The 25978-nt window shown below is 59.5% G+C and carries 19 protein-coding genes and 3 pseudogenes; 12 read left to right on the top strand and 10 right to left on the bottom strand.

Annotated features, from left to right (window positions below; genetic code table 11):
- Positions 1-80 precede the first annotated feature (80 nt).
- Complete coding sequence (locus AC5RV1_RS15755) at positions 81-644, top strand: GNAT family N-acetyltransferase (protein ID WP_493995200.1); 564 nt, start codon at positions 81-83, stop codon at positions 642-644.
- 96 nt (positions 645-740) lie between these two features.
- On the opposite strand, the gene AC5RV1_RS15750 is transcribed toward AC5RV1_RS15755, so the two are convergent.
- The 10 genes and pseudogenes from AC5RV1_RS15750 to AC5RV1_RS15705 all read right to left on the bottom strand — a co-directional run bounded on the left by AC5RV1_RS15750 (position 741) and on the right by AC5RV1_RS15705 (position 12035).
- On the bottom strand, positions 741-953 hold the full coding sequence (locus AC5RV1_RS15750) for a helix-turn-helix domain-containing protein (protein ID WP_493995229.1): 213 nt from the start codon (positions 951-953) through the stop codon (positions 741-743).
- Between the two features lie 5 nt (positions 954-958).
- A complete protein-coding gene (locus AC5RV1_RS15745; RefSeq protein ID WP_493995199.1) occupies positions 959-4060 on the bottom strand; it encodes a type I restriction endonuclease subunit R in 3102 nt (1033 codons plus the stop codon).
- Entirely contained in the window at positions 4057-5175 is a 1119-nt protein-coding gene (locus AC5RV1_RS15740) for a restriction endonuclease subunit S (protein WP_493995198.1), read from the bottom strand. Before AC5RV1_RS15740 ends, AC5RV1_RS15745 begins: the two co-directional genes overlap by 4 nt.
- The gene (locus AC5RV1_RS15735; protein WP_493995197.1) at positions 5172-7121 is read right to left on the bottom strand and encodes a type I restriction-modification system subunit M; all 1950 of its coding nucleotides are present in this window, start codon (positions 7119-7121) and stop codon (positions 5172-5174) included. Before AC5RV1_RS15735 ends, AC5RV1_RS15740 begins: the two co-directional genes overlap by 4 nt.
- A 312-nt stretch (positions 7122-7433) precedes the next feature.
- Positions 7434-8381: an ATP-dependent DNA ligase gene (locus AC5RV1_RS15730; RefSeq protein WP_493995196.1), complete on the bottom strand. Its 948-nt coding sequence runs from the start codon at positions 8379-8381 to the stop codon at positions 7434-7436.
- Between the two features lie 280 nt (positions 8382-8661).
- Positions 8662-8973, bottom strand: coding sequence for a hypothetical protein (locus AC5RV1_RS15725; RefSeq protein WP_493995195.1), 312 nt, complete (start codon positions 8971-8973; stop codon positions 8662-8664).
- Positions 8974-9006: 33 nt separating this feature from the next.
- Positions 9007-10287, bottom strand: a complete 1281-nt coding sequence (locus tag AC5RV1_RS15720; protein ID WP_493995194.1) for a Y-family DNA polymerase — start codon at positions 10285-10287, stop codon at positions 9007-9009.
- Between the two features lie 10 nt (positions 10288-10297).
- Positions 10298-10686, bottom strand: a pseudogene (locus tag AC5RV1_RS15715) (LexA family protein).
- A gap of 301 nt (positions 10687-10987) precedes the next feature.
- Positions 10988-11131 (bottom strand): hypothetical protein, encoded by a 144-nt coding sequence (locus tag AC5RV1_RS15710; protein WP_493995193.1) that lies wholly within the window; start codon positions 11129-11131, stop codon positions 10988-10990.
- A gap of 226 nt (positions 11132-11357) precedes the next feature.
- Positions 11358-12035, bottom strand: a complete 678-nt coding sequence (locus AC5RV1_RS15705) for a Helicase associated domain protein (protein ID WP_493995192.1) — start codon at positions 12033-12035, stop codon at positions 11358-11360.
- Between the two features lie 207 nt (positions 12036-12242).
- Here AC5RV1_RS15705 and AC5RV1_RS15700 point away from each other — a divergent pair, with 207 nt between their 5' ends.
- The 11 genes and pseudogenes from AC5RV1_RS15700 to AC5RV1_RS15650 all read left to right on the top strand — a co-directional run.
- Positions 12243-12470, top strand: a complete 228-nt coding sequence (locus tag AC5RV1_RS15700) for a helix-turn-helix domain-containing protein (RefSeq protein ID WP_493995191.1) — start codon at positions 12243-12245, stop codon at positions 12468-12470.
- Between the two features lie 599 nt (positions 12471-13069).
- Positions 13070-13744 (top strand): GNAT family N-acetyltransferase, encoded by a 675-nt coding sequence (locus AC5RV1_RS15695; RefSeq protein WP_493995190.1) that lies wholly within the window; start codon positions 13070-13072, stop codon positions 13742-13744.
- Positions 13741-16410, top strand: a complete 2670-nt coding sequence (locus AC5RV1_RS15690; protein ID WP_493995189.1) for an aldehyde dehydrogenase family protein — start codon at positions 13741-13743, stop codon at positions 16408-16410. Before AC5RV1_RS15695 ends, AC5RV1_RS15690 begins: the two co-directional genes overlap by 4 nt.
- Positions 16400-17644 carry a beta-ketoacyl-[acyl-carrier-protein] synthase family protein gene (locus AC5RV1_RS15685; protein ID WP_493995188.1) on the top strand — a complete coding sequence of 415 codons (1245 nt, stop codon included), beginning with the start codon at positions 16400-16402 and terminating at the stop codon, positions 17642-17644. Before AC5RV1_RS15690 ends, AC5RV1_RS15685 begins: the two co-directional genes overlap by 11 nt.
- Positions 17641-18015 (top strand): annotated as a pseudogene (locus AC5RV1_RS15680) (thiamine pyrophosphate-binding protein); the annotation flags it as partial. The gene AC5RV1_RS15685 and the pseudogene AC5RV1_RS15680, both read left to right, overlap by 4 nt.
- Positions 18016-18231: 216 nt before the next feature.
- Complete coding sequence (locus AC5RV1_RS15675; protein WP_493995228.1) at positions 18232-19302, top strand: thiamine pyrophosphate-dependent enzyme; 1071 nt, start codon at positions 18232-18234, stop codon at positions 19300-19302.
- Between the two features lie 110 nt (positions 19303-19412).
- On the top strand, positions 19413-20297 hold the full coding sequence (locus tag AC5RV1_RS15670; protein WP_493995187.1) for an ABC transporter ATP-binding protein: 885 nt from the start codon (positions 19413-19415) through the stop codon (positions 20295-20297).
- Positions 20269-21120 carry an ABC transporter permease gene (locus AC5RV1_RS15665; RefSeq protein WP_493995186.1) on the top strand — a complete coding sequence of 284 codons (852 nt, stop codon included), beginning with the start codon at positions 20269-20271 and terminating at the stop codon, positions 21118-21120. The genes AC5RV1_RS15670 and AC5RV1_RS15665 overlap by 29 nt, the downstream gene beginning before the upstream one ends.
- Entirely contained in the window at positions 21121-23658 is a 2538-nt protein-coding gene (gene lanKC, locus AC5RV1_RS15660) for a class III lanthionine synthetase LanKC (protein ID WP_493995185.1), read from the top strand.
- A gap of 37 nt (positions 23659-23695) precedes the next feature.
- Complete coding sequence (locus AC5RV1_RS15655) at positions 23696-24358, top strand: GNAT family N-acetyltransferase (protein ID WP_493995184.1); 663 nt, start codon at positions 23696-23698, stop codon at positions 24356-24358.
- A gap of 554 nt (positions 24359-24912) precedes the next feature.
- Positions 24913-25746, top strand: a pseudogene (locus AC5RV1_RS15650) (hypothetical protein); the annotation flags it as partial.
- Positions 25747-25978 lie beyond the last annotated feature (232 nt).

The following is a 25978-nucleotide window of genomic DNA, read 5'->3' as shown; positions in this document are numbered from 1 at the left end:
GGCGCAAGTTGAGAGGTGACCAGATGCTACCCGCTCAGACAGATCCCGGAGCGGGCATTCGTCGTTGATAGTGTTCGGATATGTTCAATCCCTCCTCCCCGTATCATGAACCAGGGTTCGGCGCATGGAAGCAAGGGCTAGAGGCTTTGCCATCTTCGGAGGTCTTGATCCGCAAGGCGGAGAAGACGGCGCAGGATGGTCGATGGATGCGATGGATTCAGGCAGACTGCGAGTCAACCTACATTCAGTCTGTCGAGTACAACGTGTCGAAGATTGGGCAGCAGCTCGTCTTGCTGGCAGAGATCGCTGATTATCCTGTCGGCTTTTGTTGTGTGCTCGCGGGTCGAACTAATTCAGACCCGCTGTTCATTCAGCTAGTTGCAGTAGTTCCCTGCGCGCGGCGACGAGGGGTGGGGCTCGCGCTCCTTAGCGCGGCCAGCCGCTGGCAGCCGCAACGCAACATCGCTATGGCCACCCTCGACGACAACGTCGCCGTGCGGAAGCTGAATGAGCGTTTCGCCCAATCGATCGGTGAAAACATTCAGCGTGTTCCCGTCGGGCGGTTCCGGCCGTCCGATTTAGGATTCGTTCCAGGCGAGCATCACCGTCCCTGGGTGATCGACCGTCAACAGGAACCTGATTGACGGCCGCGCTCCAGCGATACAGTTGCTGCAAAACGATCCTGTGATGAAACACCGGCCTCGTTGCCTGGCTCAAATCCATACTCGAAGGTTGTCTTGCTACAAAGATTCCACCTTGAACGTGAGCCCAAGTGCCTCTGCGACCTTGGAAAGGGTCGCGGTTGAGATATCGTTCCCCGCTTCTACACGAGCGATGGTAGGTCGCGAGACCCCGGCCTGTTCGGCGAGGGTTTCCTGCGACCAGCCTCGCTGATGTCGAGCCTCTCGAATAGCTTCAGCGAGGCCTGCATCCGTATGCGACTTCTCCTTCATCGCTCTCATGGCTCCAAGGAATTGTCTGACGAGGGGGCGGTGTTGTGCTCCGCGTGCAAGGCATCAGCGCTGATCTTCGTGATTTCCGCCAAAAATTCTGGATCTGCCAAATACGACTGGATTTCCTGCGACTCCTGGCATGCCTTGAGCATCGCTAACCCGACCGCGCCGCCGAAGCTCTCGGAAGCTTTGAGCTGGGCTGCGCTGTTATTCTTGGCCATCGATACGGCCTCCGTGTTTGAGTCCAGGAACCCCCAGTAGGTGGTGATGAAACCAGAAACGCTTGCTGAATTCACCTCGACGCCCTTGGACTGGAACATTTCGTTGACGCGGTCGATCGCTTCGTCGAGTGGCCCCCGGATTGGCGAGCCCCCCGACCTGTGTTCGCCCTCAAACTCAGGCAGCCTTATCGCCCCGTCGCCGCCCTCTGTCAACGAGTGGTCCTCGCTGATAGCCGACGGGGTGAACTTCACACCGGAGAGTTGCACGCCCTCTAAGTAGCTGTCGTCGTGCTGTCTGCCATCGACATGCAGATTCCTAGCCAAAAGAGTCGTCAGAATGGCGCGACGGTGGAGGTCCGGGTCCTGGTAGTCGACAATCTGACTAAGGAACTGCCAGGCATTTCGGTAGCCGATCACGTCGGCCCGGAAGCCCTCAAGTAACTCACGCTTGGGTTTGTCCTTCTTAACCTTTGCTTGCTGCCACTGCCCATTCCAGCGGTTCTTGATCAGCCCGAGTGACTTCTGAAGTGCTTCTCCGCCCTGGTCTTCTAAGTAAGCCTTCGCGACCGTGTTCATCTCGTCCAAGGTGTAGATGTCGGCGGTGTCCAGCCGGTCTGCAATGGTGTACAGCGCATTGGGATCAACGTCTCCATTTACATGTGCATCCGAGTAGTAGACCTTGAAGTCAGCTTGGACGTTCTGAGGGGAGTTTCGGAAGTCCACCACCATCGGCGCCGGCTTGCCGGGGTATGTCCGGTTAAGACGCGAGAGCGTTTGGACAGTTGCAACCCCGGAAAGCTTCTTATCGACATACATCGCCATCAGACGCGGCTCGTCAAATCCCGTTTGGAACTTGTTGGCAACGATGAGAACCCTATACTCGTCTTCTTCACGGAATGACTTGGCGGTGTCGCTGCGCTGGTTCAATCCCGCTTCGGTCACCCCGTCAGTCCCGTCGGGTGTGAGAGTGCCTGAGAATGCGACGAGGGTGCGCAGGTCGGAATAGCCCTGGTTTGCGATGTACTCGTTCATCTTCGTGGACCAGTGATAAGCCTCGATGCGCGAGCTGGTGACAACCATGGCCTTTGCTGTGCCTGAGAGCATATGCGCAACGTTGCGGCGGAAGTGTTCCACGACAACCCTTACCTTCTGAGCGATCGCAGTCGGGTGCAGGCGTGCGTAGCGGACGATATTGGTCACCGCTTCACCCGTGTTGACCTGGATCTCAGTTTCGGCGTCTAGCTCGTTCTTGACCCTGAGGAACATGTCGTACGTTGAGTAGTTGGACAGCACGTCAAGGATGAAGCCCTCTTCTATAGCTTGGGCCATCGTGTAGGTATCGAAGGCTTCCCAACGGCCGTCGCGCTCAGTCCCGAACAGTCGCAGCGTCTTTGCCTTCGGAGTAGCCGTCAGGGCGATGAACGTGATGTTGCTGGACGCGGCGATGGCCGAGTCTTTGACCTGCAACAAGTCGTCAGCGCTGATGTCCTCGTCGTCGTCGAGGTCCACGTCGGCCAGCAGTTCCTTGAGATTGCGCGCCCCCGAACCGGACTGCGACGAATGCGCCTCGTCCGCAACGACCGCCCAACGTCTACCGCGAAGTTCGCTTGTGTCCTCTATGAGCTTCATCAACTCGGGGAACGTCTGCAACGTGCAGGTGATGATGTGGTCACCCTCCAGCAGCGCCTTCTTCAGCTGCGGTGATTTCGCCCCGGACTTTTCACCGACCGTGAAGACCAGTCCTCGACTGGACTGGACCAGGTTCATGTCGTGGCGGATGTTCTCGTCAAGAACCGTGCGGTCGGTGACGACGATGACGGAGTCGAAGGTCGACTTGGCGTCGAAGCTCATGTGACGAATTAGGCGGTGGCTCAGCCACGCGATGGTCTTGGTCTTGCCGGAGCCCGCGGAGTGCCATATCAGGTAGCGGCCGCCAGGACCGTGGGTCTCGATGTCGCCCACCACGCGCTCGACGGCGCGTAGCTGATGGAAGCGCGGAAACACGAGTCGACCCTCGTCTTTTTTACCAGTCTTGCTCGGTTCCCAGAGTGCGAAGTCCTTAAGGATGCGCATAAAGGTCGGCCGGGCGAGGATGGACCGCCAGAGGTAGTTCGTGGAAGACCCGTCTGACGGCGGGTTGCCTTCGTGCCCTTCATTACCCTGGTTGAAGGGCAGGAAGACTGTGTCCTCCCCCTGGAGCTTCGTAGTCATGTAGACCAGGTCGTTGGAAACGGCGAAGTGAACGAGTGCACGTCCGGGGGCCAGTAGTGCGCGGGCCTTCCCCGGCTTGCGGTCCTGCTTGTACTGACGGATAGCATGGTTAACCGTCTGGGTGTTGTCGGTCTTAATTTCCATCGTCACTACCGGTATCCCGTTGGCCGACAGCACGACATCGATGGTCTCGTTTGTCCCGGTGTCGAAGCGCACCTGTCGCAGGATACGCAGGCGCACAGCATCGGAAGCTTCGAGGACCTCGGTCAGGTTTGGGTTTGCGGGCGGGAATGCCATCATGGGACCGAATTTGGCCGTGGGGCGTCCTATTTGAGCGAAGTTGAAGCCTCGTCTCAGCACGCCCAGCAGCCCACCGATCGGGTGGCCGGTGGTCGGATCCATCCTCGTAGTTTTGGCCAGTTCCTTGGTGAGGTGCTCCACGAGCTTACGCTCCGCAGCTTCCTTCGCCCCGTTGACCAGGTCATCGGGCACAGCCTTTATATACTCGTCCGGGTACTGCAGGTGCAGCCAGCGCAGCACATCACCGGGCACTAAGGCCAGAGCGACGTCCCAGTCAACCGGTTTTCCGTCGTCCTCGTAGACCCAGTCTTGCTCGGAGAGCTCGGCGCAAAGATTGTCCTCGAACTCCAGCTCCATCAGCTGCGCATGGCTCATGCGATTTCCTTTTTGCCGGTTATCACGTCAGTGATGAGCGCGGACTTGTGTTCGGTGAGTAGCTCTCTCAGCCTTAGGACTTTGGCGAGCATGGCGTCAATCTCAGCGATGACCTCGTCAAGGTGGCTCGTCAGGCCGTATTGCTCTTCGGGGGGCGTGAATGGGATCGCGAGATCCAGCAGATCACGAACATTAATGCGAGGGGTGCGGACGTTGCCTTGATCCACGGATCCGATCCCCCTCAGCCTTTGGGACATATAGCCAATAAACTCTGGGGAACGCATAGCATGTTCCGCCCAAGCAGGACTGAGGCAGCTATGAGGTCTCAGTACTGAATAGTCAGGGCTTACCAACCCATCTACATGCACCTGTCCGAGGCCCCCTTGGAAGGCGCGCATGCGGTTCAACACGATGTCGCCAGCCCGTGCGACCTTGTAACTAGCCAGGTCGGCACCCGCTCTCTGATTGGACGTGGATTCTTCTCGTAACTGAACGCCATGGTGAATGGAGACGGAGAGCAGCGGCAGCTCTCTATTCGCCTCGCCTGCGCGAATGTCCACCTCGTCCATGAGCCACTTCAGCTTCACGTTCTCTAAGCCCATTGAAAACAGCCTGGATCCGGCAGTCGCCCGACGCCAACGGAGACGCTCAGCTAAATTACCAAGCTTGCGGAGCATCGCGTCGACTTTGCCGGTTTCACAATCCAAGTATTCGGCTATGCGTTGCTGGGTAGCTGTCGGGAAGAGGGGCACCTTCAGTCGTCCGAGCGCTGAACTCGTCATGCTTGGGATTGCAGTGTCTGTGGAATACAGCCCATAAGGGATTGTCGTAGCCCAGTAGTAAAGCCATCTCCCGTCGATAGCGTCGCTCAGCTCCGTATAGAACATAGTGTCTACGGTCCAGAACCGGCCTTTGACGTGCAGCGGCTTGTCAATGGTTCCCTTCCTGCCGAACAAGACTGACTCACCGTCGTACAGGTGTGAGGAGGCAGTCGCAAAGGGTCCTCCTGACCCGATTACTGGAACCGTTCCCTCATCATCAACAACGTGCTTGTAATCTTGCCCGCTTCGAAACCGTACGAGGTACTGGAGGGCAACCTCGGCAGTTTCGGTCATTCGTCCCTCACCGCTGCGAACATCTCGGACAGCTCATTCATGAGTGATTGCACTTCGGCATCGATCTCAGCCAAGGGACGGGGTTCCTCTGGGACGTAGAAAAGACGCGTGAACGGGATCTCGTTGCCCTTCTTCGCCTTGGAATCGTCCCATTGCGCTTCGGGCGCAAACGGGAGTACTTCACGTTCCATATGCTCGGTTATGTCTTCGTTCATCGAGACACGCTCGGTCATCTTCCAGCCGTTATCGAGCACCGGATTCCCTTTACGGTCCGTAGCAGGCGGCGCAGTCTCGTCAGGCGCAGCCATAGCTTTCATCACGGCGTCCAAAAGACCGATGGGAGCCTTTAGTCCCGCTGCCTTGGCTGCCTTCGGGAAGGTCGCAGGAAGGTCATTCCAGCTGGTGCCATCCAGTGATTTGAGCAATGGAACATGCTCGTCGGTGAAGTCGCGTCGGCTTCGCAGTGCGTCCACTGCCTGGTCGCTATAACGCGTGGCGAGGCGGGCTTGCCGGTAGACCGGGACGTCGCGAAACATGAAGTCCCCTGGTTCGAGGATGCGCGATATTGGGGAGTCTGTGAAGGCCTTGTAGGCCTTCACTATGTCCTCGCGTTTCGGTTCGGTCATCTCGCGGCGCTTCTCGCCCATGGGCTTTATCGGGTCCCAATGCCCGGAAGCATCGATGAGTTGGATCTTGCCCTTGCGGTGTGGTTCTTTTTCCGCGTCCAGGAACCAGACATAGGTGGCGATGCCTGTGCCGTAAAACATGTTCACAGGCAGAGCAACGATGGCGTCAATCAGATCCTCATGCAACAGCCACTCGCGTATGGCATTGGGCCCAGGATCACTAGCAAAAAGGGGCGAGGCGTTCGATACCACGGCAGCGCGTCCGCCGTGGCCTGTCTTTCCTCCGGGGCTCAGCTTCGAGGCGCAGTGTGCAAGGAACAGCATCTGCCCGTCGCTGGTACCAGGCAGACCATGGCTGAATCGGGAGCCTGGAACTTTCGCCTGTTTGCGGACAGCTTTTTGGTCCTCTTCAGCAGACCAGTCCTTGCCGAATGGCGGGTTCGACAGCACGTAGTCAAAAGTCTGTCCTTCGTAGAGGTCAGTAACGAGGGTGTTGCCCTGCTTAATGGCATCCGGACGACCGCCCTGGATGAGCAAATCCGCCTTACCCAGCGCGTAGGCAGAGGGCATAAGTTCCTGCCCATAGAGTGTGACCTTTACGTCTGGGTTAAGGTCTCGCAGGGCACTTTGTGCGACGAGCAGCATGCCGCCGGATCCTGCCGTCGGATCGTAAATTGAACGCAAAGTATTCTCACCGACTAAGGAGTCCTCGTCAGCTGCAAACAAGATGTCTACCATCAGTCGAATCGCGTCGCGCGGAGTATAGAAATTACCGGCGGCCTTGCCCTTTTTGTTGAAGGCCCGGTACATGACGTCCTCGAAGATGTCACCCATTGCGGTATCGGCGAAGTGGCCGGGGTTTAAGTCGAGGGTGGAAAAGTGCTTTATGACTGAGTGCAAACGGTTCGCGGAGGCCAATGTTGCAACACGCCTGGGGAACTCGAAGGCGGTCCAGATATCAGCGACGTTGTCGGAAAACCCTGAGACGTAGTTCAACACCGACTTATCAACGTTGTCGTCTACAGATGCGATGGTCGCCAGATCCAGCGGAGAGGTGTTGAAAAAGCTCAGGCCGAACCGGTCCTTGACTGCGATATCAATGAAGTGGGGAGGTAACTCACCGAGCGACTGGACGAACTGCACGACCTCTTTTTTGGAGCCGGCCAGCATGCACTCCAAGCGCCGTAGGACCGTGAACGGCAGAATGTAGTCACCGTAATCTTCTTCCTCGACCACATCGCGAAGAAACTTATCGGCAGTTTCCCAGACGATCCGCGCCGTCGTTCTAGAACTTGCAGAAATCGCTGTTGGTACTGTCATGCCTACCCAGTTTTCATGTCGCTTACGGCTGTATCAGTAACATTACATTGGGAAGAGACGCCGGTCCCGCTCGTTCGCACGGATCGTCCGCCCTTGGTCAACAGCGTCCGCAACAACGGGCCGGAGCTCATCGAGCCCGCTGAGGCTGCGGGCGAATAGACTCGTGCGGTGATACTCACCGGCACCATTACCAACCCGGACGGCACCTACAACCACATCGAGGCCGAGGGGACACCTACGAAGAAGCCAGGTAGAATCGCTACGCGCGCTTCTGGTAGAGGGCCAAAACCTCATAACCATCCGCACGGACCGCTAACCAGCCTGAAGCCGGTCCGGCAGGACAACGTCTGCAGGGGATAGCTCCGGCCGAGCCCTGAGTAGCCGCAGTGGATGCCGGAAGGACCTTCCGGACCATGCGGTGTCGGCGGAGACCTCCAGAACCACGGGTTCCACGAGTGTCAGCGCCACGGGTTTCTTGTCCCGGTTGAATCTGTCCAGGGCCGTGCCTTTCACAATGGCTGGCCAAGGATGCTGACCATTCGGGGGCTGCAGCCAACGGGCCAGTTCCCGGCTTTCCCTCGTCTTCAGTGGTGTGGAGCGCCCGACGATTCGCAGCTCGCCGTCCAGGATGAGACCGGCGACGACCTCGGAGGGTTGGATGGTCGGGCCGATCACTGCGCCGCAGATGATGTCCAGGGTTTCCCTGTGCTTGAGCTTCAACCAGGAACGGACGCCGGGCGTGTATGGCTGGTTAGTCCCCTTGATGACCAGCCCTTCGATCCCGGTATGGGGCAGGTCTTCGAGCCACTGTTCGGCAACACTGCGGTCGGTGGTGGTGGGGGAGAGGGACAACGGTGGTTCCCAGCCCGTGGCGAGTTCTTCCAGGAGCGCTCTGCGGTCGCTCAGCGGCAGATCCCTTGCGTCGTGCCCGGCCACGGCCAGGGCATCGAAGGCAACGTAGTTGGCAGGGGCTGCCGTGACCAGCCCGGGCAGGGTTTTTGGTCCTGCGCCCAGGCGTTGCTGCAGGGCGTCGAAGTTCAGCCGTCCCTGGCTCCAGATCACGGCTTCGCCGTCGATCACGCATCCCGGTGGGACGGCCGCAGCGACCGCTGAGCAGAGTTCAGGGAAATACCCGGTCAATTCTTTCCCTTGCCGGGACCATAGTGTGGCGCCGTGGTCATCCCTGACTGCAACACATCTATACCCGTCCCATTTGGGTTCAAACAGTAGAGTTCCGTGGGCTGCGTCACCGCGTGGCATTTTGGTGATGGCCCGTGCGAGTGCGACTTGTACTGGAGGTACCAGGCCTGTCGGCAGCCCCGCCCCAGACTGGATTGTCGGTCCCATAGCCTCAGACTACGCACAGCCGGGCTGGCGGGTACCCGCGACTACAAAGGGCAGGGGGCCATGCGTGTTGGTAGGATGATGCCTACATCCCCAGTTGGCTTCGGCCGCTGGTTAGAAGGCCCCGAGCAATCGGGGCCTTCGGAATTTAAGCGCTGGGTCCCTGCCCGCAGCTGCCCTGCTTGGAGGGTGGGCGTCAACCTTCGGTGATGGATTCCAGCAGCCACCTCTCGGAGAGGGGATCGCGGCGCAGTTCAAAGGTCCGCAGCGGCGAGTCCGACGTGTGGCGGACCTGTATCCGCCAGTGTTCGATGTCTACGACGTTCCCGACTCCTACGGGCACGTTCCTTCGGGTTTTCCACCATGGGTCCCTGGTAAACCAGTGGACAGGTTCTTCGGTCACAGCCCAGACGCGCCCGTCGTAGCGGACGGCCAGGGGAGTGCCTGCGGCGGTGAAGCGGACGTCCACCGATGCGTTAAGGGTGGGGGATTCTGTGGTGACGGTCATGAGGGTTCGTTCCTTGGTGGTGCTGGGTGGTGGTTAGGCGGCTTTGACGAGGGGGAGTTCGTCCCAGTGGGTGGTGTATCTGGGGGAGAGCATGTCGCGTTTCATGGTCCAGTCCGGCCCGCCCCGGATCCCGCCGTGGCCCAGGCCGATGGAGCCGCGCCCGTACCGGCGGGTGACGTCTTCCAGCAGGGCGCCGATGTGGCGTTCTTCGTGCGGGTTCTCGAACAGTGACAGGGGTGCCTGGTTGCCGGTGGGGCGCAGGTCGGTGACCATGATCCCTGCCCGGGCGTACCGGACGCCCTCGACAATACGGGGCAGGAGCGCGTGGCCTGCCTTGGTCAGGATCACCGGGTCAGCGGTGGGCATCGGCAGTGGAATGCAGACGGAGGGGTAGGAGGTGTCGTTGGGGTTGAAGTGGGAGGTGCCGGCGAACGCGGTGAGGACTTTGGCCTGCAGCCCGTGTTTGGCCAGCCGCGCCGAGGCCTGTTGCCCATACACACTCATGACCTGCCGGATCCCCGCGGCCGTGGTGATGGGCTTGGCGAACGAGCGGGAGAAGATCAGCTGATCCCGCCCGATCCGTTCTTCTTCCATGGGGATGCAGGGGGTTCCCTGCAGTTCCAAGACGGTACGCATCATCACGACCGAGAACTTGTCCCGGATCGCGACCGGGTCGGCCCGGACCAGGTCGGCGATGGTGAAGATGCCCATCACGTTCAGCCGCTTGGTGAGCCGTCCGGCGATGCCCCACACTTCCTCGACGGACAGCCGGCCCAGCAGGGCCTCCCGCTCAGCGGCGGGGACGGAATCCCAGTGGCACACCCCGGCAAAGGCTTTGTTGTTCTTCGCCCATTTGTTGGCTAGCTTCGCCAGCGTCTTTGTCGGTGCGATCCCGACACAGACCGGCACCCCGACGTGCCGCCGGACGGCCGCTTTCATGGACCGGCCCATCGTCGCCAGCTCGGCCGAGGTGCCTTTGACGCCGAGGAAGGCTTCGTCGATGCTGTAGACCTCCAGCCAGGCCGAGTACCGGCCCAGCAGCTCCATCACGCGGGCGCTGATGTCCCCGTACAGCTCGTAGTTGCTGGACAGTGCCACCAGACCCCATTCCTTCGCCCGCGGGGCGAGCTTGAACCACGGCTCACCCATGCCGATGCCGAGGGCTTTGGCCTCGGGGGAGCGGGTGACAGCGCAGCCGTCATTGTTGGACAGCACGATCACGGGCTTGCCTTCCAGGGAAGGGTCGAACGCCCGCTCCGCGGAGGCATAGAAGCAGTTCACGTCCACGTGCGCGATCTGCGGCATGTGCCTCATGGGGGCAGGCTTAGACATGCTGTAAACACCTGGTCGCTACGCCCCAGATGGTCAGGTCAGACAGTGCCGGGACCTCGATCTCCGGGTATGCCGGGTTTTCCGCCTGCAGCAGCATCCCTGTCGGGCTGATCCGCAGCCGCTTGATCGTCAGCTCCCCGTCCAGGACAGCAACCACCACACATCCGTCATGTGGTTCCAGTGCCCGGTTCACGATTCATCCCCATCACTGATCCCGGCACCTTCCATGGATTCCCCGGACACCCGCACCACATAGGTGCTGGTGATGTCCTTGATCAGGTGCGCGTTCAGATCGATCCGGCCATCCAAGTAGTCCTGCGCCGGCGACGGGAACCCCGCAGCCACCGGCACTGGAGAGGCCAGCACCGACAACAACGACACTCCCGCCTTTATCACACGGGGAACGTCAACAATGCCCACAACACACCCTTTATCGAATATATGTTCGAGTCAGTCAGTGTACTCCAGGGCCCGGACATTCGTGCCCGGCAGGTTCCTCGGGAGACAAAAACCGAGGCGGGTTGCACAGAAAAACCGCCCAGCTCTGAGCTGTGCGGAGGGCTTCGCCTGACCCCCGTGGGCACAACCCGCCCGGCCGAGCGGCGAGGGGTGTCACCGGGGGACCCGGCCCTCCTTGGGCAGGGGGTGTGGAAAGTTGGTGCCGTCAGCGGCCGGGGTGGGTTCAGGACAGGTGCCTGAAGTCACCTGGCCGCATCTGCACGAGGATGGGCAGCGCCATCTGGATGGGAGTGGCTCCGATCGGCTCGTCGAGCAAGTCGTTGACCGACGTCTGCCCTTCCAACTCGCCGGATTTTTCCCTCTCCATGCCCTTGACCCTAGGCGGGCACCGCAGCTGGGAGTCATAGACACGCGGCCCGGAACCACCTCTTGGCCGGGAACGAAGCCCGAATTCCGTCACCTCACACAACGGGTGGCCCGGTGTTGATAGAGTGGGCGCCACCCCCAGATGCTTCGGCTACTGGTTAGAAGGCCCCGGAGGAATCGGGGCCTTCGGAATTTAAGGATTTAGCCGCTTCCTTCCAGGGCCTGGCTCAAGGTGTGGCGTGGTGCTTTGCCTCTGATCGGGGCCGGCGGCCTTTGGTGCGGCCGTGCCGCCAGCCGGGGATCACAGCGTTCAGTTGGGCTTCTTTCGCTGAGTCCAGCCGGCCCGCCCGGTGGTTTATGCGCTGGACGTGGAGCCACACGCCCAGGACCCGTTCTTCCTTAATGTCGGTTTTGTTGTGCCGGGGCCAGTCGTTACCGCCAGCCAAGTAGTCGGCCACCTCGGCCAGGCGCTGCTTCCAGCGCGCCTCGTCATCGGTCTTCTTCGTCGATGGATAGTGCCACCCCGGGATGGCATCGAGGGCTTCCTTGTAGATGGGGGAGAGGACCCCCTGCGCCGCTTCTTGCCGTCGGCGATGAAGCCAGACGCCCAATGCCCGTTCCCGGGCTGAGGAACCCGCGGTGGTGGGGAGCCGGCCCTCTGCGTTGTAGAGGTCGAGGATGTCTGCCAGATTCTGCCGCCCCGCGGATGTGATCCGTGGACAGGCGGGGACGGCATTGCGGTGTTCGTCCCTGATGGAAGGCTCCAGCCTGGCAGCGATAGCAAGGTGATAGCGAACGGTAGTTTCCGCCACACCAGCGGCCGCAGCGATTTTCGGAGTCGTGATGCCCTGCCGGTACATCTGAAGCCATTCAGGGTCAGGCGCCTGCCGCTTATTACCCGCCACGGGTAGCAAATTTTCGACGCCGGAATAGCCCCGCGCTTTGCATCGAACAATCAGACATCCTCACACCCTACTGGGTCGTAAATGACCAGTGGCATATTTGGTACTTTCATCCGGAACCGGAACCGAGACCTCGATCCTTCAGTCACTAAGCCGTTGCCCGCATACGATTGGGCTATGCCCTCACCGAACAAGCCTGCAGTCCGCTTTATGACTATCGAACAGGTCGCTGAAGAACTTAGTGTCGGCCTTCCTCAAGTCCGGGCATTACTGAAAAGCGGAGAACTGCGGGGGTTACAGATAGGTGCCCGGGGACTCTGGCGGATCAGTGTACAAGATTTCGAGGACTACATAACCGAGGCCTACCGTCGCACGGCTGCGCGTGTTGAAGCTGGCATTGTCGAAGAACTACCCGCTGAAACGGGCTCTGCAGGGTAGGGATACCACCTGTCGCGCAAACAAGTTGTTTCCAGGCATGCCGGATCGAGCGCAATCCAGATTGCCCGCCGCCAGTCCTGGGAAATAGTGATCCTGGTGCTCCTTCGTTGGGGGGACGCAGGTCAACGGCGCCAGTCGCAACCGGCACTGCAAGTTTTCGACCGCCCAGACGTACCGGTCGGTCTGCCCGGCTTGCTCACGGGAAGCGGACGTAGATTCAAGACGTCCAGCAAAGGCCACGTGCCCGCGGGCGTTGAAGGGCCTGGGTGCAACGGCAAGAACGTATTTCCTTATGATCGGCACTGAATAAGCACGGCCAGTTTCCTCGCCTATTTGACCCGTGACGCACCCTCGTAGCGTCGGAAGAAAGCATCACAGCGCCAGGAATTCCGTCGCATGTGAGACCTGCACCGTGGTGACCGGGCCGAGGCTGGCACATCACATAGCGGGAATGCGTTGACTCCGCGTGACCAACTGGCGAATTCCATACTACTGGCGGGATAAAGGCTATAGCTAGGGGTATCACGCTGGTGAACTTGGACGCTTGACTTGGCACGAATGGCATCCTTTGCTACGCAGTTTGCGAATTATTCGAATCAATGGTTTATATTGTCGCCATGGGGGATGAAAATTTGAAGGGCAGGCGTGTCCTGCTGCGCACGCCGGGGCCAACAGAGTACGAACAGGTAGCGGAATGGCTGAATTCTAATCCGTTTGGCGATGTCTCAATTCCTGCAACACGAGGCCGGCATACTGGACGGTCTCTTCGTCGGGCAATAGAAGCCGGTGACGTCGATTGCCTCATCACTGATGCGAACAATATTGGTCCCGTCGGCGCGGTCATGTGGCGAAAGGCGAGGCACGCTCGTTCTTTTGAGGTCAGTGTCGTTATAGGCGATCCCGCTGACTGGCAACAAGGATATGGTGCCGAGGCGCTCATCGCACTCCTAGATCACTTATTCCAGTCACTCGACGCTTGGCGGGTTCAATTTACGACGGCAGCCGTTAACGCTTTCGCTATTCTGCCGTTCACCCGTAGGCGGATGACGATTGAAGGCGTGCTGCGGGATGCGCTTTTCCTAGATGGCGAATACCACGATCTGACTGTGTGGTCGATTCTTAGGGCCGAGTACCTGTCGCAGGCAAGAGACCACGAACTGCAGGGCATAGTGCCTTTCGAGCCAAGGGTGAGCGACAGCGACAAAGCAAGAGGACGTGAGGCGCTACAACATTATCTGGCGGGAACCCCGAACGCAGCGTGGCTGCCCCGGTGAGCGGCGAAGAATTCGTGGGGGATTCTGCTGCCTTCATGCCCCGGTCCGTGTCGTGGCACGGCATCACTCTTGCGGGCGAACGGTTGGCCCATGCCATCGGGGCGGTGTCGGGCCTATTGCTCAAGAAGGGGGCAGACCGCGGCCAAGTTGTTGTGCTGGAAAATGATGACACCGGCCGCTCTGTCCTGGCCCTGCTGGCACTCGCAAATTTGAACGCGCAGGTTGTACTGGTTGATGACGCGCAGGCGCTGGGCAGATATGAGTCCGAACTTCCGGCTGTCGACTACATACTCAGCACCGGGAAAGGCCGCGTCGTTCCGGGTCATGCAGTTGTCGACCTTGCCGACGAATTACGGGCGATAAGCCGCGTTGATATGGACCTGGGATTGACCAATGTGCGTGAGCCGGTGCAACTCTCCCCTTGGTTTTCGCAACAGCGGGCATTGGCGATCCTGTCCTCGGGAACCAAAAGCGGTACACCAGCCGTGGTCTGGAAATCCGGAGCTGAAATCTGCGAGAACTCCAGGGCCACATCCGAGTTGCTCGGATATGCGTCTGAAGACGTTTTTCTGCCTCTTCTCCCGCTCAACGGCCAGTACGGCGCCAGCGTTGTCCTTATCAGCATGGTCCTGGGCGCTGACCTTGTGCTTGCAAGCCGCACCCGCGTCAGCGAGGCAGCTCGAACCATTGCACGCCATCGGGTCACCGCCGTAGATGCCAGTCCTCCCGTGTATCAGGCGCTGGTCGGTGCCGTATCCAAGAAGACCGAGCTGGCACAAGCTTTGACTTCGGTGCGGGTTTGGGGTGTCGGCGGTTCGCCTCTTTCGGCGGCGCTGCAGAAGGACTTCTCGTCTATGAGCGGGAGATCACTCATCGACGGATACGGAATGGCGCAACTGGGGAACGTTGGTTTCATCGACGAACATGCCGTTGACTCCGGCTTCCGTCTGATCAGTACGTATAGGGTACGCGTCGTGGACGGCCGGGGCAGGGACGTGGAGGAAGGTGCCCCTGGCAGGATCCTTGTCCGTCGAACGGACGGCGTCGCCTTCGAACGCCTCGAAACCGATCCGGAAGGCTGGTTCGATACCGGCGATCTGGGGCACCTCTGTGACGGGCGACTTCATGTTGCAGGACGTGCGGGTGCGATATCGCGCAAGGGATACACATTCAACCTTGCCGAACTTGCGCGGCGACTCAGAACCAGGGGAGTGGACGGCCACCTTGTCCCTATCAAAGCAGCAAGAACAGACGGGTACTGGCTCCTGGTGGAGGACCCGCTGTACCGAAGCCGGAGCTACTGGCGTCGGAAGGTCGCGGAAGTCCTTTTCGACCACGAGGCACCGGACCACATTGAAGTGCTCAGAAAACTGCCTCTGAACGCGGGCGGCAAGATCAGCAACTCGAAGCTTGTCGCATTCGCGCAGGCCCTCCAAACGGGAAGGAAAGGCGATCTAGCAGACGTGGCACCCGCCGCAGCTGCCATGCTGAAAGTAGCGATTTCACAGAAGGAAGCCCTATGGGCAGCTTTATCTGGTTGGACTGATCCGGCGACCATCGCCGAAGAATACTCGGCGCTGCTGGCGACCCTGCAAAACGCGGCAGGGGAGCTAGCCCTCCATGAGCCCGCCGCGGAACCGCCCGTCTTTGTCTTCATGCCGGCGAACGCCATCCTGGAATCTTTCGCACTTTACTGTCTTATCCCCTCCCTCTGGGCGAGGAAGGTTTCCGTGCGGCCTTCCAAGGGAACCGCCAACATCGTCAACACTCTGGTGTCAATCTTTGATGAAGCCACCGGCGGTAAGGTCAGTGTCGAGACCACGGATCAGGCCGAATTTGTTCAGCAGTGTGCCGCAGAGCCAGCGGTTGTTCTGTTCACCGGGCGCAGGGAGAACGCGGAGTCCGTGTGCAGGCGGCTTAGCCGCCAGCATCTCTTCATGTTCTTTGGCAAGGGCTACAATCCTGCCGTTATTACCGAACATGCGAATATCCGCGTCGCTGCTCGGGAGGTTGTGCGGGCCCGCATGTTCAATGGGGGCCAGGACTGCCTGGCCCCTGACATAGTCTTCGTTCACTCATCCATTTGCGATCGATTCGACCAGGCAGTGGATGACGAGCTTGCCGCCTACCTGGACCACGCCAAGGGGAGGCTGCCAGGCATTCATAAGGAATCGGTTTTGCTCGAGGCCATCTCATACCTCCTTGAGCATGGGAAGCGGATCACACGCGGAGGAGCGGTCAATTACATACACAGGACATTTGACCCGGCCGTCGTCGTCTTTGACCACCCTCATCTTGTGAAACCAGTCGAACACTTTGCACCTATTCTCACCATTACAAAGTACGGGTCACTCAATGAAGTTATGGACGTTCTGCTGTCGTCCGAGTACCTGGAGAACGCGCTCGGGGTAACCCTATACGGGGTCCAGGAGGATCAAGCCAGCCGCTTATCGGCCAACTATATGGTGTCCAGCGACCAGTCTCTCGGGAGTTCAACTGCCTCGTATGCGCCCTTTGGCGGGTACGGTGCTGAGTCCGGTTTCACCGTTCACGGGGGCAAACGGATCTTGGGACCGATGAACGTAACCGAGGTTGTAGCCGAGCGATGGGTTCTCAGGGAAACCGTTAGGACAGCAGGTCAATTGGAGGATCTTCATGAATCATAAGGTGTTCGTAACTGGACTGGGGGCCGTAACGCCGAACGGCAACACGGCTGAGGAAACATGGACGAAAATTTGTGCCGGGGAAAGCGGAATAGCCACCCTGCAGAACGTTGACTGCACAGACCTCAGCGTCACCATTGGCGGAGAAGTGAAGGGCTTCGATGCCAAGGAATTTCTCCCTCATGTGGACATCAGGCGTTTGAGCCCGTACATCTGGTACTCGGTCGCGGCTGCACAGCAGGCCATGAAGATAGAACCAGGAACGAATCAGGCCATCGGCTTTGATCCGCGTCGTTTCGCCGTACTTGCCGCGACGGGCTACGGCACGACCGAAGCGGTCCACGAGGCCACTCGTATCCTGGACGCGCGCGGGCCGCGGGCGGTGTCACCGAACGTGACCATATACGGTGGGGCCGACGCACTGAGCTCCTATTTGGGCGTTCAGTACGGCGCAATGGGCACCACCCACGGAATATCTGCCGCCTGCGCCACAGGAACCGTCGGCATCGGTGAAGCCACTCGAATGATCAGACACGGGTACGCGGACGCCGTCCTCGTTGTGGGTGCGGACGACTCACTCAACCGCCAGGACATAGCATCGACGGCCAACTTACGCGCCTTGGCCAGTAACAGGAACGACGAGCCCGCCCGGGCGAGCCGTCCGTTCGATAGGGACCGGTCTGGATTCGTGATGTCGTCCGGGGCGGCGGCGCTGCTCCTGGAGTCTGAACGCTCCATCGAAAAGCGTAAGTCGGTGGCGTTGGCAGAGATTGCGGGCTACGGGTGTTCCTCGGACGCCCACCATGCGACGGCGCCGCATCCCGAGGGTCTCGGCGCGAAAATCGCGATGATGGATGCCTTGGCTGACGGGAACCTCGCACCGACCGACATCAATTACATCAACGCGCACGGCACCAGCACGGCTTATAACGACGCAACAGAACTGAAGGCCATCTCAGAAGTGTTCTCGGAACATGCCTTCAACGTTCCGATCAGCTCGACGAAATCCATGACGGGTCACCTTCTCGGTGCTGCTGGCGCTCTTGAAGCTATCTTTTGTGTCTTGGCACTGCGTGACCAGATCGTCCCTCCGACCATCAATCTCGACAATTCTGACTTCCCCGATTTTGATCTCGTGCCGCATAGGGCGCGACGAGCGAGACTTACGGCAGTTTTATCGAACTCGTTCGGCTTCGGGGGGCACAACGCGTCACTCATCTTGAAAGCGGTGTCATGACCACCCCGGACCTCATCATCGCCAGCGAGCCATCATCGAACACCTTGGCCGCTTCAACAGCCTGGACGGAGGCGGTGCGGGTGCTGAAGCGGGCTGGAGTAGAGCGGGTTTTTGGCCTTCCTGACGACGACATGCAGGCAGCGAGGGCATTAGAGTCGCATGGCATCGACATCCTCTGGTGCAGTTCCCAGCGAACGGCCGTGCACATGGCCACGGGATCGGCACTCGCCACTGGGAAGGTGGCCGTTTGCGTTCTCGGACGGGGACCTGCTGTGGCGGCGGCCGTTCCCGGGATGCTTGAGGCGCTGAGTTCATCAGCACCAGTCGTTGTCTTGGCTTCCGGCACAGCCACTCAGCGGCTCGCTGCCAGGGCATTCCAAGACGCCCCGCTGGTTTCCATGGCGCAGCCGGTATCCAAATGGGCCGTCCGGGTACCAACCATCAATGACGTCCAGGCAACTGTGACGGCCGCAATCGCACGGGCACTTTCAGGAGCACGGGGACCTGTTTTCGTGGAGATCCCGGACGGGCTCGGAAGCTTGACTGTACCGTCGGCGGACCCCCCTGCCAGAGGGGCCGACAGTGCCTTGACCAGCGTCATCCGTTCGTCCTCGCGGACGCTGTTGCTGCTGGGCGGAGGTGCCCGATCCGCTGGGTGCACTGCAGCCTATGTGGCCCTCGCAGAAAGTATTGACGCCGCCGTTTTGACGACCGCGTCGGGCCGCGGATCGTTCCCCGAGTCGCACCACCGCTATCTCGGACTGTCCGGCCTCTACATGATGCAGCCGACGGCGGAGCTTATTGCTACCGCAGACCTGGTGATCGTCCTGGGCAGCAGGCTTGAGGAAACCGCAGTGCTGGGCCTCCCTGCTGACGTCCCGTGGGTCCAGATCAATATTTCGGTTGAGGACGTGGATTTCTCCAGGGGTGGATTCTATTTGGACATCCCGCTGCAGAGCTTGCCGGAGATAACAACACAATGGGAAACCGACGTAGAGGCGAACGCGTCAGACTGGTCTGAAGAACTTGCATCCCTGCAGGCATCGTTACGTCAGTCCGGTTCCTCCGCGGCCGGGTCCCGCTGCGCGGAGACTCTGGCGGAACTTGCACGGAGAATGCCAGGCGAAGCTGTGGTTGTGCAAGAGAACGGCCTGCACGATATATGGAGCTATCTGGTTCCGTTTTTTCCTCTGGCCGAAGGTGCCGCGGTTGTCGTCCCGTCCGAGCAAACGACTCTTGGCTTCGGAGTCGCCGCGGCAGCGGGCATCGCTGCTGATACCGGCAAGCTCGTCGTCTGCGTCGCAGGCGATGGCGCGTTCGACTCTTTTATGCCTGATCTTTCCTTTTTGAGCCGGCATGCGTTGTCGCTCATCTATGTCATTTTTGACGATGGCGGATTTGGATGGCTTGACAGGCAGGCCCGGCAAGAAGGGGCCCATGTGCGCTTCGTCGAGGCTGAAGGCAGCGCGCTGGCCAGAGTCGAGACGGGCAGCGACCGTGTGTTCTGCCGAACAGTGAACAGAACAGATGACATAGCCGCAGCGATTAGTTTCGCCTTCGAACGTGCCCGGCAACGCAAGGTCACCGTGCTCAGGGTCATCAGCACAGCAGACGACATTCCTCCCGTCCTGCACAGCACTGAAGTGGACGCCCAGTGACGCCCACGAGACGGGGAATGCGGCGACAAGCTGGCATTCCCCGAACTGTCATGGCCTTGGAGGCGCACGATATTAGCGTCTCCTTCGGGCGGAAACCCGTATTGCATGATGTGAGCCTCACCCTCCAGGCAGGCGAAATCGTAGTCATGCTCGGGCCCAATGGTGCCGGGAAAAGCACCTTCGTTCAGGTGGCTTCCGGGCTGCTGCACCCCGGCAATGGCACGGTACGGATCAGCGGACACGATATCTTCACTGCTGCTGGCGGACGCCTTGCCCGCCAGCATCTGGGGGTCGTGAGGCAGGAACTCACCCTCGAGCCTAGACTGACGGCACGCGAAACGCTGGCCCTCTCGTGCGCCCTTTACCATGTCCCTCGACGTGAACGGGCGGAACGGGTCCAATACTTGCTGGAAGCATTTGACCTGGTCGCCTCAGCCAGCATCCCTAGCAGCAGGTTTTCCGGTGGGATGAAACGCAAACTCGATCTTGCAGCTTCCCTCGCCGGTCAACCGAGTGTGCTGCTGCTCGACGAGCCAACCACTGGGCTCGATGTCCGAACTCGCGATATGTTGTGGGCCCTCCTGCGGGACCTGGTGCAAAACGGCACGGCAGTGCTGCTGACAACCCAATACCTCCATGAAGCGTCAATCCTGGCGGATAGGGCAGTTTTCCTGCGCTCAGGGGAAATCATTGCCGAAGGGTCGTTGGACACCCTGCGCGGCTTGAGCGGAACACGGACGCTAACCGGGACATCGCAGCCATCCCAGCTCATGGGGCTGCGAGACTGGCTGGTCAGAAGGGGGGTGCCTGACGGCACCGTCCGGATTATCGGGTCGGAAGTACAAATTACGGACGCTACATCCTCAACCATGGAGTTGCTCCTCCAAGCTGCCACCCAGCAGGACATCGAATTCCAGTCGCTGTTACTGGAAGCACCATCCCTTGACCAGGTTTTCCTCACTCTCAGTGGCAAAGAAGGTGTGCGCAGTGCCTAAGCCCACTCAGAACCTCCGCTCACAGGCCGCTGCATTTCTGGTCCAGGATGCGTTGGAGTTCGCCCGAGCCGACTTGTTGGTTCTGTGGCGGTCGCCTGAGCGGCTGGCCATAGCATCGGTCCAACCAGTTCTTATCCTGCTTTTCCTCGTTGTACTTCTTAGCGGATCCGTTCAGGTACCGGGCGGGAGCTACGTCGGGTTCCTACTACCCGGAGTTGTTCTCCAGTCCGTGCTTCTCTTGTCAGCCACTACTGCATCGTCCGTGGCGTTCGCGCGGCAATCCGGCACCTTGCGGCGGTATCAGGTGCTCCCTATATCGCTGACAAGTTATTTCCTAGGCCGTGCCGTGTCCGAGTGCCTCATTACCATTCTGGCGACGGGTCTGCTGATGAGTACCGCAGCAATCATGGGTTGGCAGCCTGGAATGGACGTCGAATCCGCTGTGCTTGCCGTTCTGATCGTTTCAATGGTCTCCGTTACTTCAACGCTTATAGGTATTGCCATCGGATTATCCGTGGCCAGCCCGGAGTCGTCCGCCCAAGTGGCCGTTATTGTCACCACGCCGCCGGCTTTTCTGTCGACAATGATGGTCACGCAAGAAGCATTACCCGCGTGGTTGCAGCCCGTGGTTCAGTACAACCCGGTCACATCGGTTCTGGACCTGCTTCGCGGCACGCTGTCCGACGGAACCTACCTTCCGCTGTCGTGGGCCGGGGATGGCCTGTACAGCACCGGCTGGATGCTGGCCCTCGTAACACTCGCAATGGTGATCTCGACGTCCCGGCTGAGGCGCCTCAATACGACAGTAAGCGGAGCCAAATAGATGAACGACTTGCTCCTGCACATGCACATGGACAGTGCATACTTTCGGCCGCCGCTTTTCCCCGATGATCCTCCGAAATCCTACGACATTCACAGGCGTGTACTGCCTCCAGGATGGAACAGGAAGCACGCCACGAGTTCACCATGGGTTGGGATGAAACCTGACGGCGTTCCGATCCCGGACCAAGGCTGGAAAGTGCACATCTCGGCTTCCCGGGAGGACGCCGAAGAAACAGCCCGCGTCGTTGCAGACGAATGCATCCAGCAAGGCCTGCCCTTCAAGTACGTGCCTTCGGACGCCGTCTTCATGCGCATGAACTCCAAGTATGCAGACCGTGCCAGCAGCGGGAAATTCATCACTATCTACCCGGGCAGCACGCAACAAGCCGATGAGATTATCCAGATCCTGATCGCGAAGTTAAAGGGCATGACTGCTCCGACGATCCTCACGGACCTTCAAATTGCAGATACGCCCGTCCACGTCCGTTACGGTGCCTTCGTCCGCCGCATGATCGGCCTGCCGACCGGTTACGATGCTTATGCCTTCGAATCCGGGAACGGAACAATCATTCAGGACAGGCGCGAGCTCAGGTTTCGCCTGCCTGAGGGCGTCCAACCACCGCTGGCCGTTGAGCACGAGTTAGCCAGGCGACAAGAGGGAACCGCCGACCGGATCCTGCCCTACAGCAACTTTAAGTCCCTCCACTACTCAAACGCCGGGGGAGTGTACCGTGCAACCAGCACGGACGGCCGTCCCATCATTCTCAAAGAGGGCCGCAGGCTAACGGGGCTCACCGCTAACGGATCCGACGGTGCGGAACGTGTGGCCCGGGAACGGTGGGCACTTGAGCGCCTACGCGGGGTTCCCGGCATCCCTGACTTACTGGGGTGGCACGAGTTTCCCGACAGAGTCTTCCTTGTCGAGGAGTACTGTCCCGGTAGCCGCGCCCTTGAGTGGTTAGCGGCGATACACCCCGGCTCCACGCCAAATGCGCTGCCGGAAGACTTCGAACGGTACGCCGGCCGTGTGAAGCGCATCGTGGCTCAGATCGGCCGTATCCTTGACGCTTTTCATGCTCAGGACCTGGTGTACGGCGATCTGCATCCGGCAAATCTGCTCATTCAAAACGACGACTCGGTCAAGCTGGTTGATTTTGAAAGCGTATTCTCAGCGCGAGACGAAGGCGCGGACGCTTTCCCCTACGTTCAGGGATTCGGGACTTATGGAAGGACGGGTGCCGAAGCTGACCGGATCCGGCTCGCACTCGTGCACTTGTGGTTCCTTACCGCGAACAACGCGGTCTGGGAGTTTTCAACGCACAGGCTGCAGCGGGACATAGCCGAAGCAACAGGCCGCTTCAACCTTGATTCTGATACATTTCGAGAACTTTCACTTGCGGTAGCTGTCCCTTCACCAGTGGCTTCCCTAGGAAGCAACTTCAGGGAAGAAATTGTCCCAGTGGCGGACGAACTACCCCTTGAGAGCTTGTTGAACGAAGCCAGAAACACCCTTCTTAAACTAGCCGCCCCAGAGAACCCGGAGTGGTTGCTTCCTGTTACTCCCGGCGGGGTGCCGTGGAGCCTGGGCAAGGGAGCCGCAGGAGCACTGCTGGTACTGAACGGTCACGTCCCGGAGCCGGAACTTAGACCCCTAGTCGACTGGCTCGAATCTGCTTCCTCAACGTCTGACCGGTATGTGCCAGGACTGTTTTCAGGTACGGCAGGTTCTGCGCTCGTTCTTAAGGCCCTGGGTAGAACCTCGGCGGCTCATAAGGTGCTTGAACAAGCCCTCTCCCAAGCGAAGAGCATCACCAACCCGGACCTGTACGCAGGCCTGTCCGGTATAGGCCTGGCCTGCCTGATTCTTGGAAGCACCGATGCCGCGACAGAAATCGGACACCGGGTAGCCCACGCTGATATGTCTCAGGCGATCAAAGGCAAGGGACTGATGTTCGGATGCAGTGGTGTCGCACTGTTCTTCGTGCGTCTTTTTGAGAGGACCGGAAATGAGGTTTGGTTGGATCTGGCTCTGAACTCTGCCCGCGAGGACTTAAAGTCCTTGCGGGACGTAGAAGGCGGAGTCGTCCTCCTTGACGGCGGCAACGGCAAGCTCCTGCCTAGCCTAGCGACGGGTTCCTTGGGCGTTGGTTTTGCATTGCGTGCCCTGCAGCACCATCGTCCGAATGCGGATGCTGATGCAGTCTTGAGGCGAACGGAGGCCACGTGCCTTGACGGTCTCTGGGCGACCCAAGGATTGTTCCACGGACGAAGCGGCGCTGTTGCCTACTTACGGGACGGCCTGCAATTATCTGCTGTTGCAGGCGAATTGCTGCGGCGCAATACAACGGCGCTCCGCCAACACTTCATGCTCGTCGATGGGAGTGTCTCCTTCCCCGGCAAGCTCCAACTCCGGTTTTCCTGCGATCTTGAAGAGGGGCTCGCAGGGGCCGTCTACGCGCTGGACGCTGCGGGTCACGGTCACGGCCCGCTGCCTTTCCTCGGCATGGAACCGCCGTTGGCACGGGGAAACTTACTTTGAAAGGCCACGTATCCGCCCGGCACGCATGGCTGCCAGCATGACAACCGCCATCCAGAAAGACCTGCAGCTGATGAAGGAGAACAACATTATGACTGAAACCCACGTCAGGTTGAGACCGTTTAGGGACGCGGACCTTCCAGAGATCTCGCAGTGGTTTGACGGAAGGGTCGGCACCTTCGCCAGCGGTGTCACACATAATCCGACTCCCGAAGAACTGGCGCCATCCCCAGCCGCCGGCCGTGATGCCCGAATTGTTGAAACCGAGAGCAAGGAACTCATCGGGGTCGTGAGCTGGTCAAAGTTGAGCTACGACGGAAATTTCCTCGTCGGAATTGCTCTCGCGCCTGAACATGTGGGAACAGGATACGGCGCCTTGTCTCTGGAGCAGGTTCTCGCCTTCCTCTTTGACCAAATGAGGGCTCACCGGCTTGAGTTCAGGACTGCCGGGTATAACCACCACGTTTTGGGAATGATGACGACAGGGTTCATAACCATCGAAGGAATTCTTCGCGATCACCTCTACGTTGACGGGAAATTTGAAGTGATGGTGATCGGGAGCATCCTCGAAACCGAGTATCGGGCACAAATCGCCGCTGGAAAGGTTCTGCCAGTCTCCCATTTTTCGGAGGATGACCGTCGGAGGAGCACAAACGCGTTACAAAGAATTCTCAAATCTGAGCGAGTCCCCAAGTCCTGGTGAAACTAATATGCCCGGGCCTTCATGCGGTGGGGCGCAAGAGGGCCGAGTAGGCAGGAACAATCTGGCTTCACGTCTTATAACCGTGGCCACCACGTCGAATTGTGCGATGTCGAGCCCCTATAGTCTCCTGCAATCATTTTCCTCTTCTGTCCGCACTGTCCCTTTCGGTCGCCGGTAATGGAACATCGCGGGCGCGGCTGGCAAAAAGTTGAATGTAATCTGCCGCGCCCAATTTCTGTCAGCCCTTGCGTCATTCTTAATTTTCCCGCCGTTTCTCGCATTTAAGGGAATGGTCCACTATGCTCGTTTTGTTGTCACCTCACAGGGCGGGGAGTGTTCCAATTGTTCTCGTCCTAGCGGTACACAACAAAGCGATATCCAAAAACGCGGAGGGGGGTGCAAACATGGACATCAACGAAATTCACGAAGTTGAAACGGTTGAGGTGGCTTCCGATCTTGTAATGGCGAGCTTCACTAGCTTCAACTGCTAAGCAACACATAGCAGGGTTGAGCCCGGCCCCCCCAAGGGCCGGGCTCAACTCCAGAAAACCAGCATGTGCACATCAATCATCAAGGACAGGACAGTCGTCGGAAGGGAGCTTGTGGAGACACACGCCGGCGCAGTTTCCACAAATTCACAACAGCGGCCATACTGCACGCACCCTTCGCCGGGCCCGTCGCGGATTGCTGTCATTATCTCAGGAAAGGCTTGGGGCGTTCCTTTCGATGGCGGGGAGGCGGAACCGATAGATTTCGGTTCCGGCGAAATTCTGAGCCTCTCGGCAAGTCAAGATACCCACATGATCGTTGCCAGCGCGCACTCCGGGGGAGTGCACCAACTACTCATGAAAGACAGTTGGGAGGGAACAGCCAAGGTCCTCCATTCGCAAAACACGCCGATGCACATTTCCGGCTGGGCCTCAAGCACGTCCATCTTGGTCACCTATCCGACCGTTCCCGGATGGACAGCAGACAGCGCCTTCGAACTGGACATTCAGACAGGACTACGAGACGAGTGGCGTTGGGCGCCGTTCACGGCCCTAAGCTGGGCCGACGGATACCTCATCGGTTCCGCTGCCACCGTTCCTTCTGCCGAATTTGCGGGTTACCGAGGAGGCGCAGCGGGGATCATCTGGGGGGGAACGAGAACCGCCGGCCTCAACCGCGTCAGCACACCCAACGGCAACCCAAGCTCCGCCGTCGCATATGCCGGCCGGATATGGTATTTGGATGACCCAGACGGGTGTACCAACATCTATTCCCGATCACGATCACCGCACGTTCGAGACGTCACAAAACACACGAATTTCGGGATTCGGGGACTCCGTGATCTCAGGGCCGGACAGAATGGTCTTGTCTTTGAGCTTGATGGAGACCTGTGGTCTTACGACTCAGCCAAGGGCGTACCGCAACCTCTTGAAGTCCGACTTCCACCGGGGACAGGCACGTCCTTTTCATCCGAAAGGCCTGCACCCCCCGCTCCGGTGGACGCGCTCAGCAGGTGCTCCGCGACAGGCGCCATGGGCGTCCTAGCGTCCGGCCGCCTGGACTTTTACGACTCTCGCGGGTCATTCCTCCACAGCTTTCCTTCCACTGCGGGACCTGTCCAAGCCTACTGCT

It is taken from the genome of Arthrobacter sp. Hb9-2 (assembly GCF_059091165.1).
The sequence above is the reverse complement of the archived record's forward strand: the minus strand, read 5'-3'. Positions and strand labels throughout refer to the sequence as shown.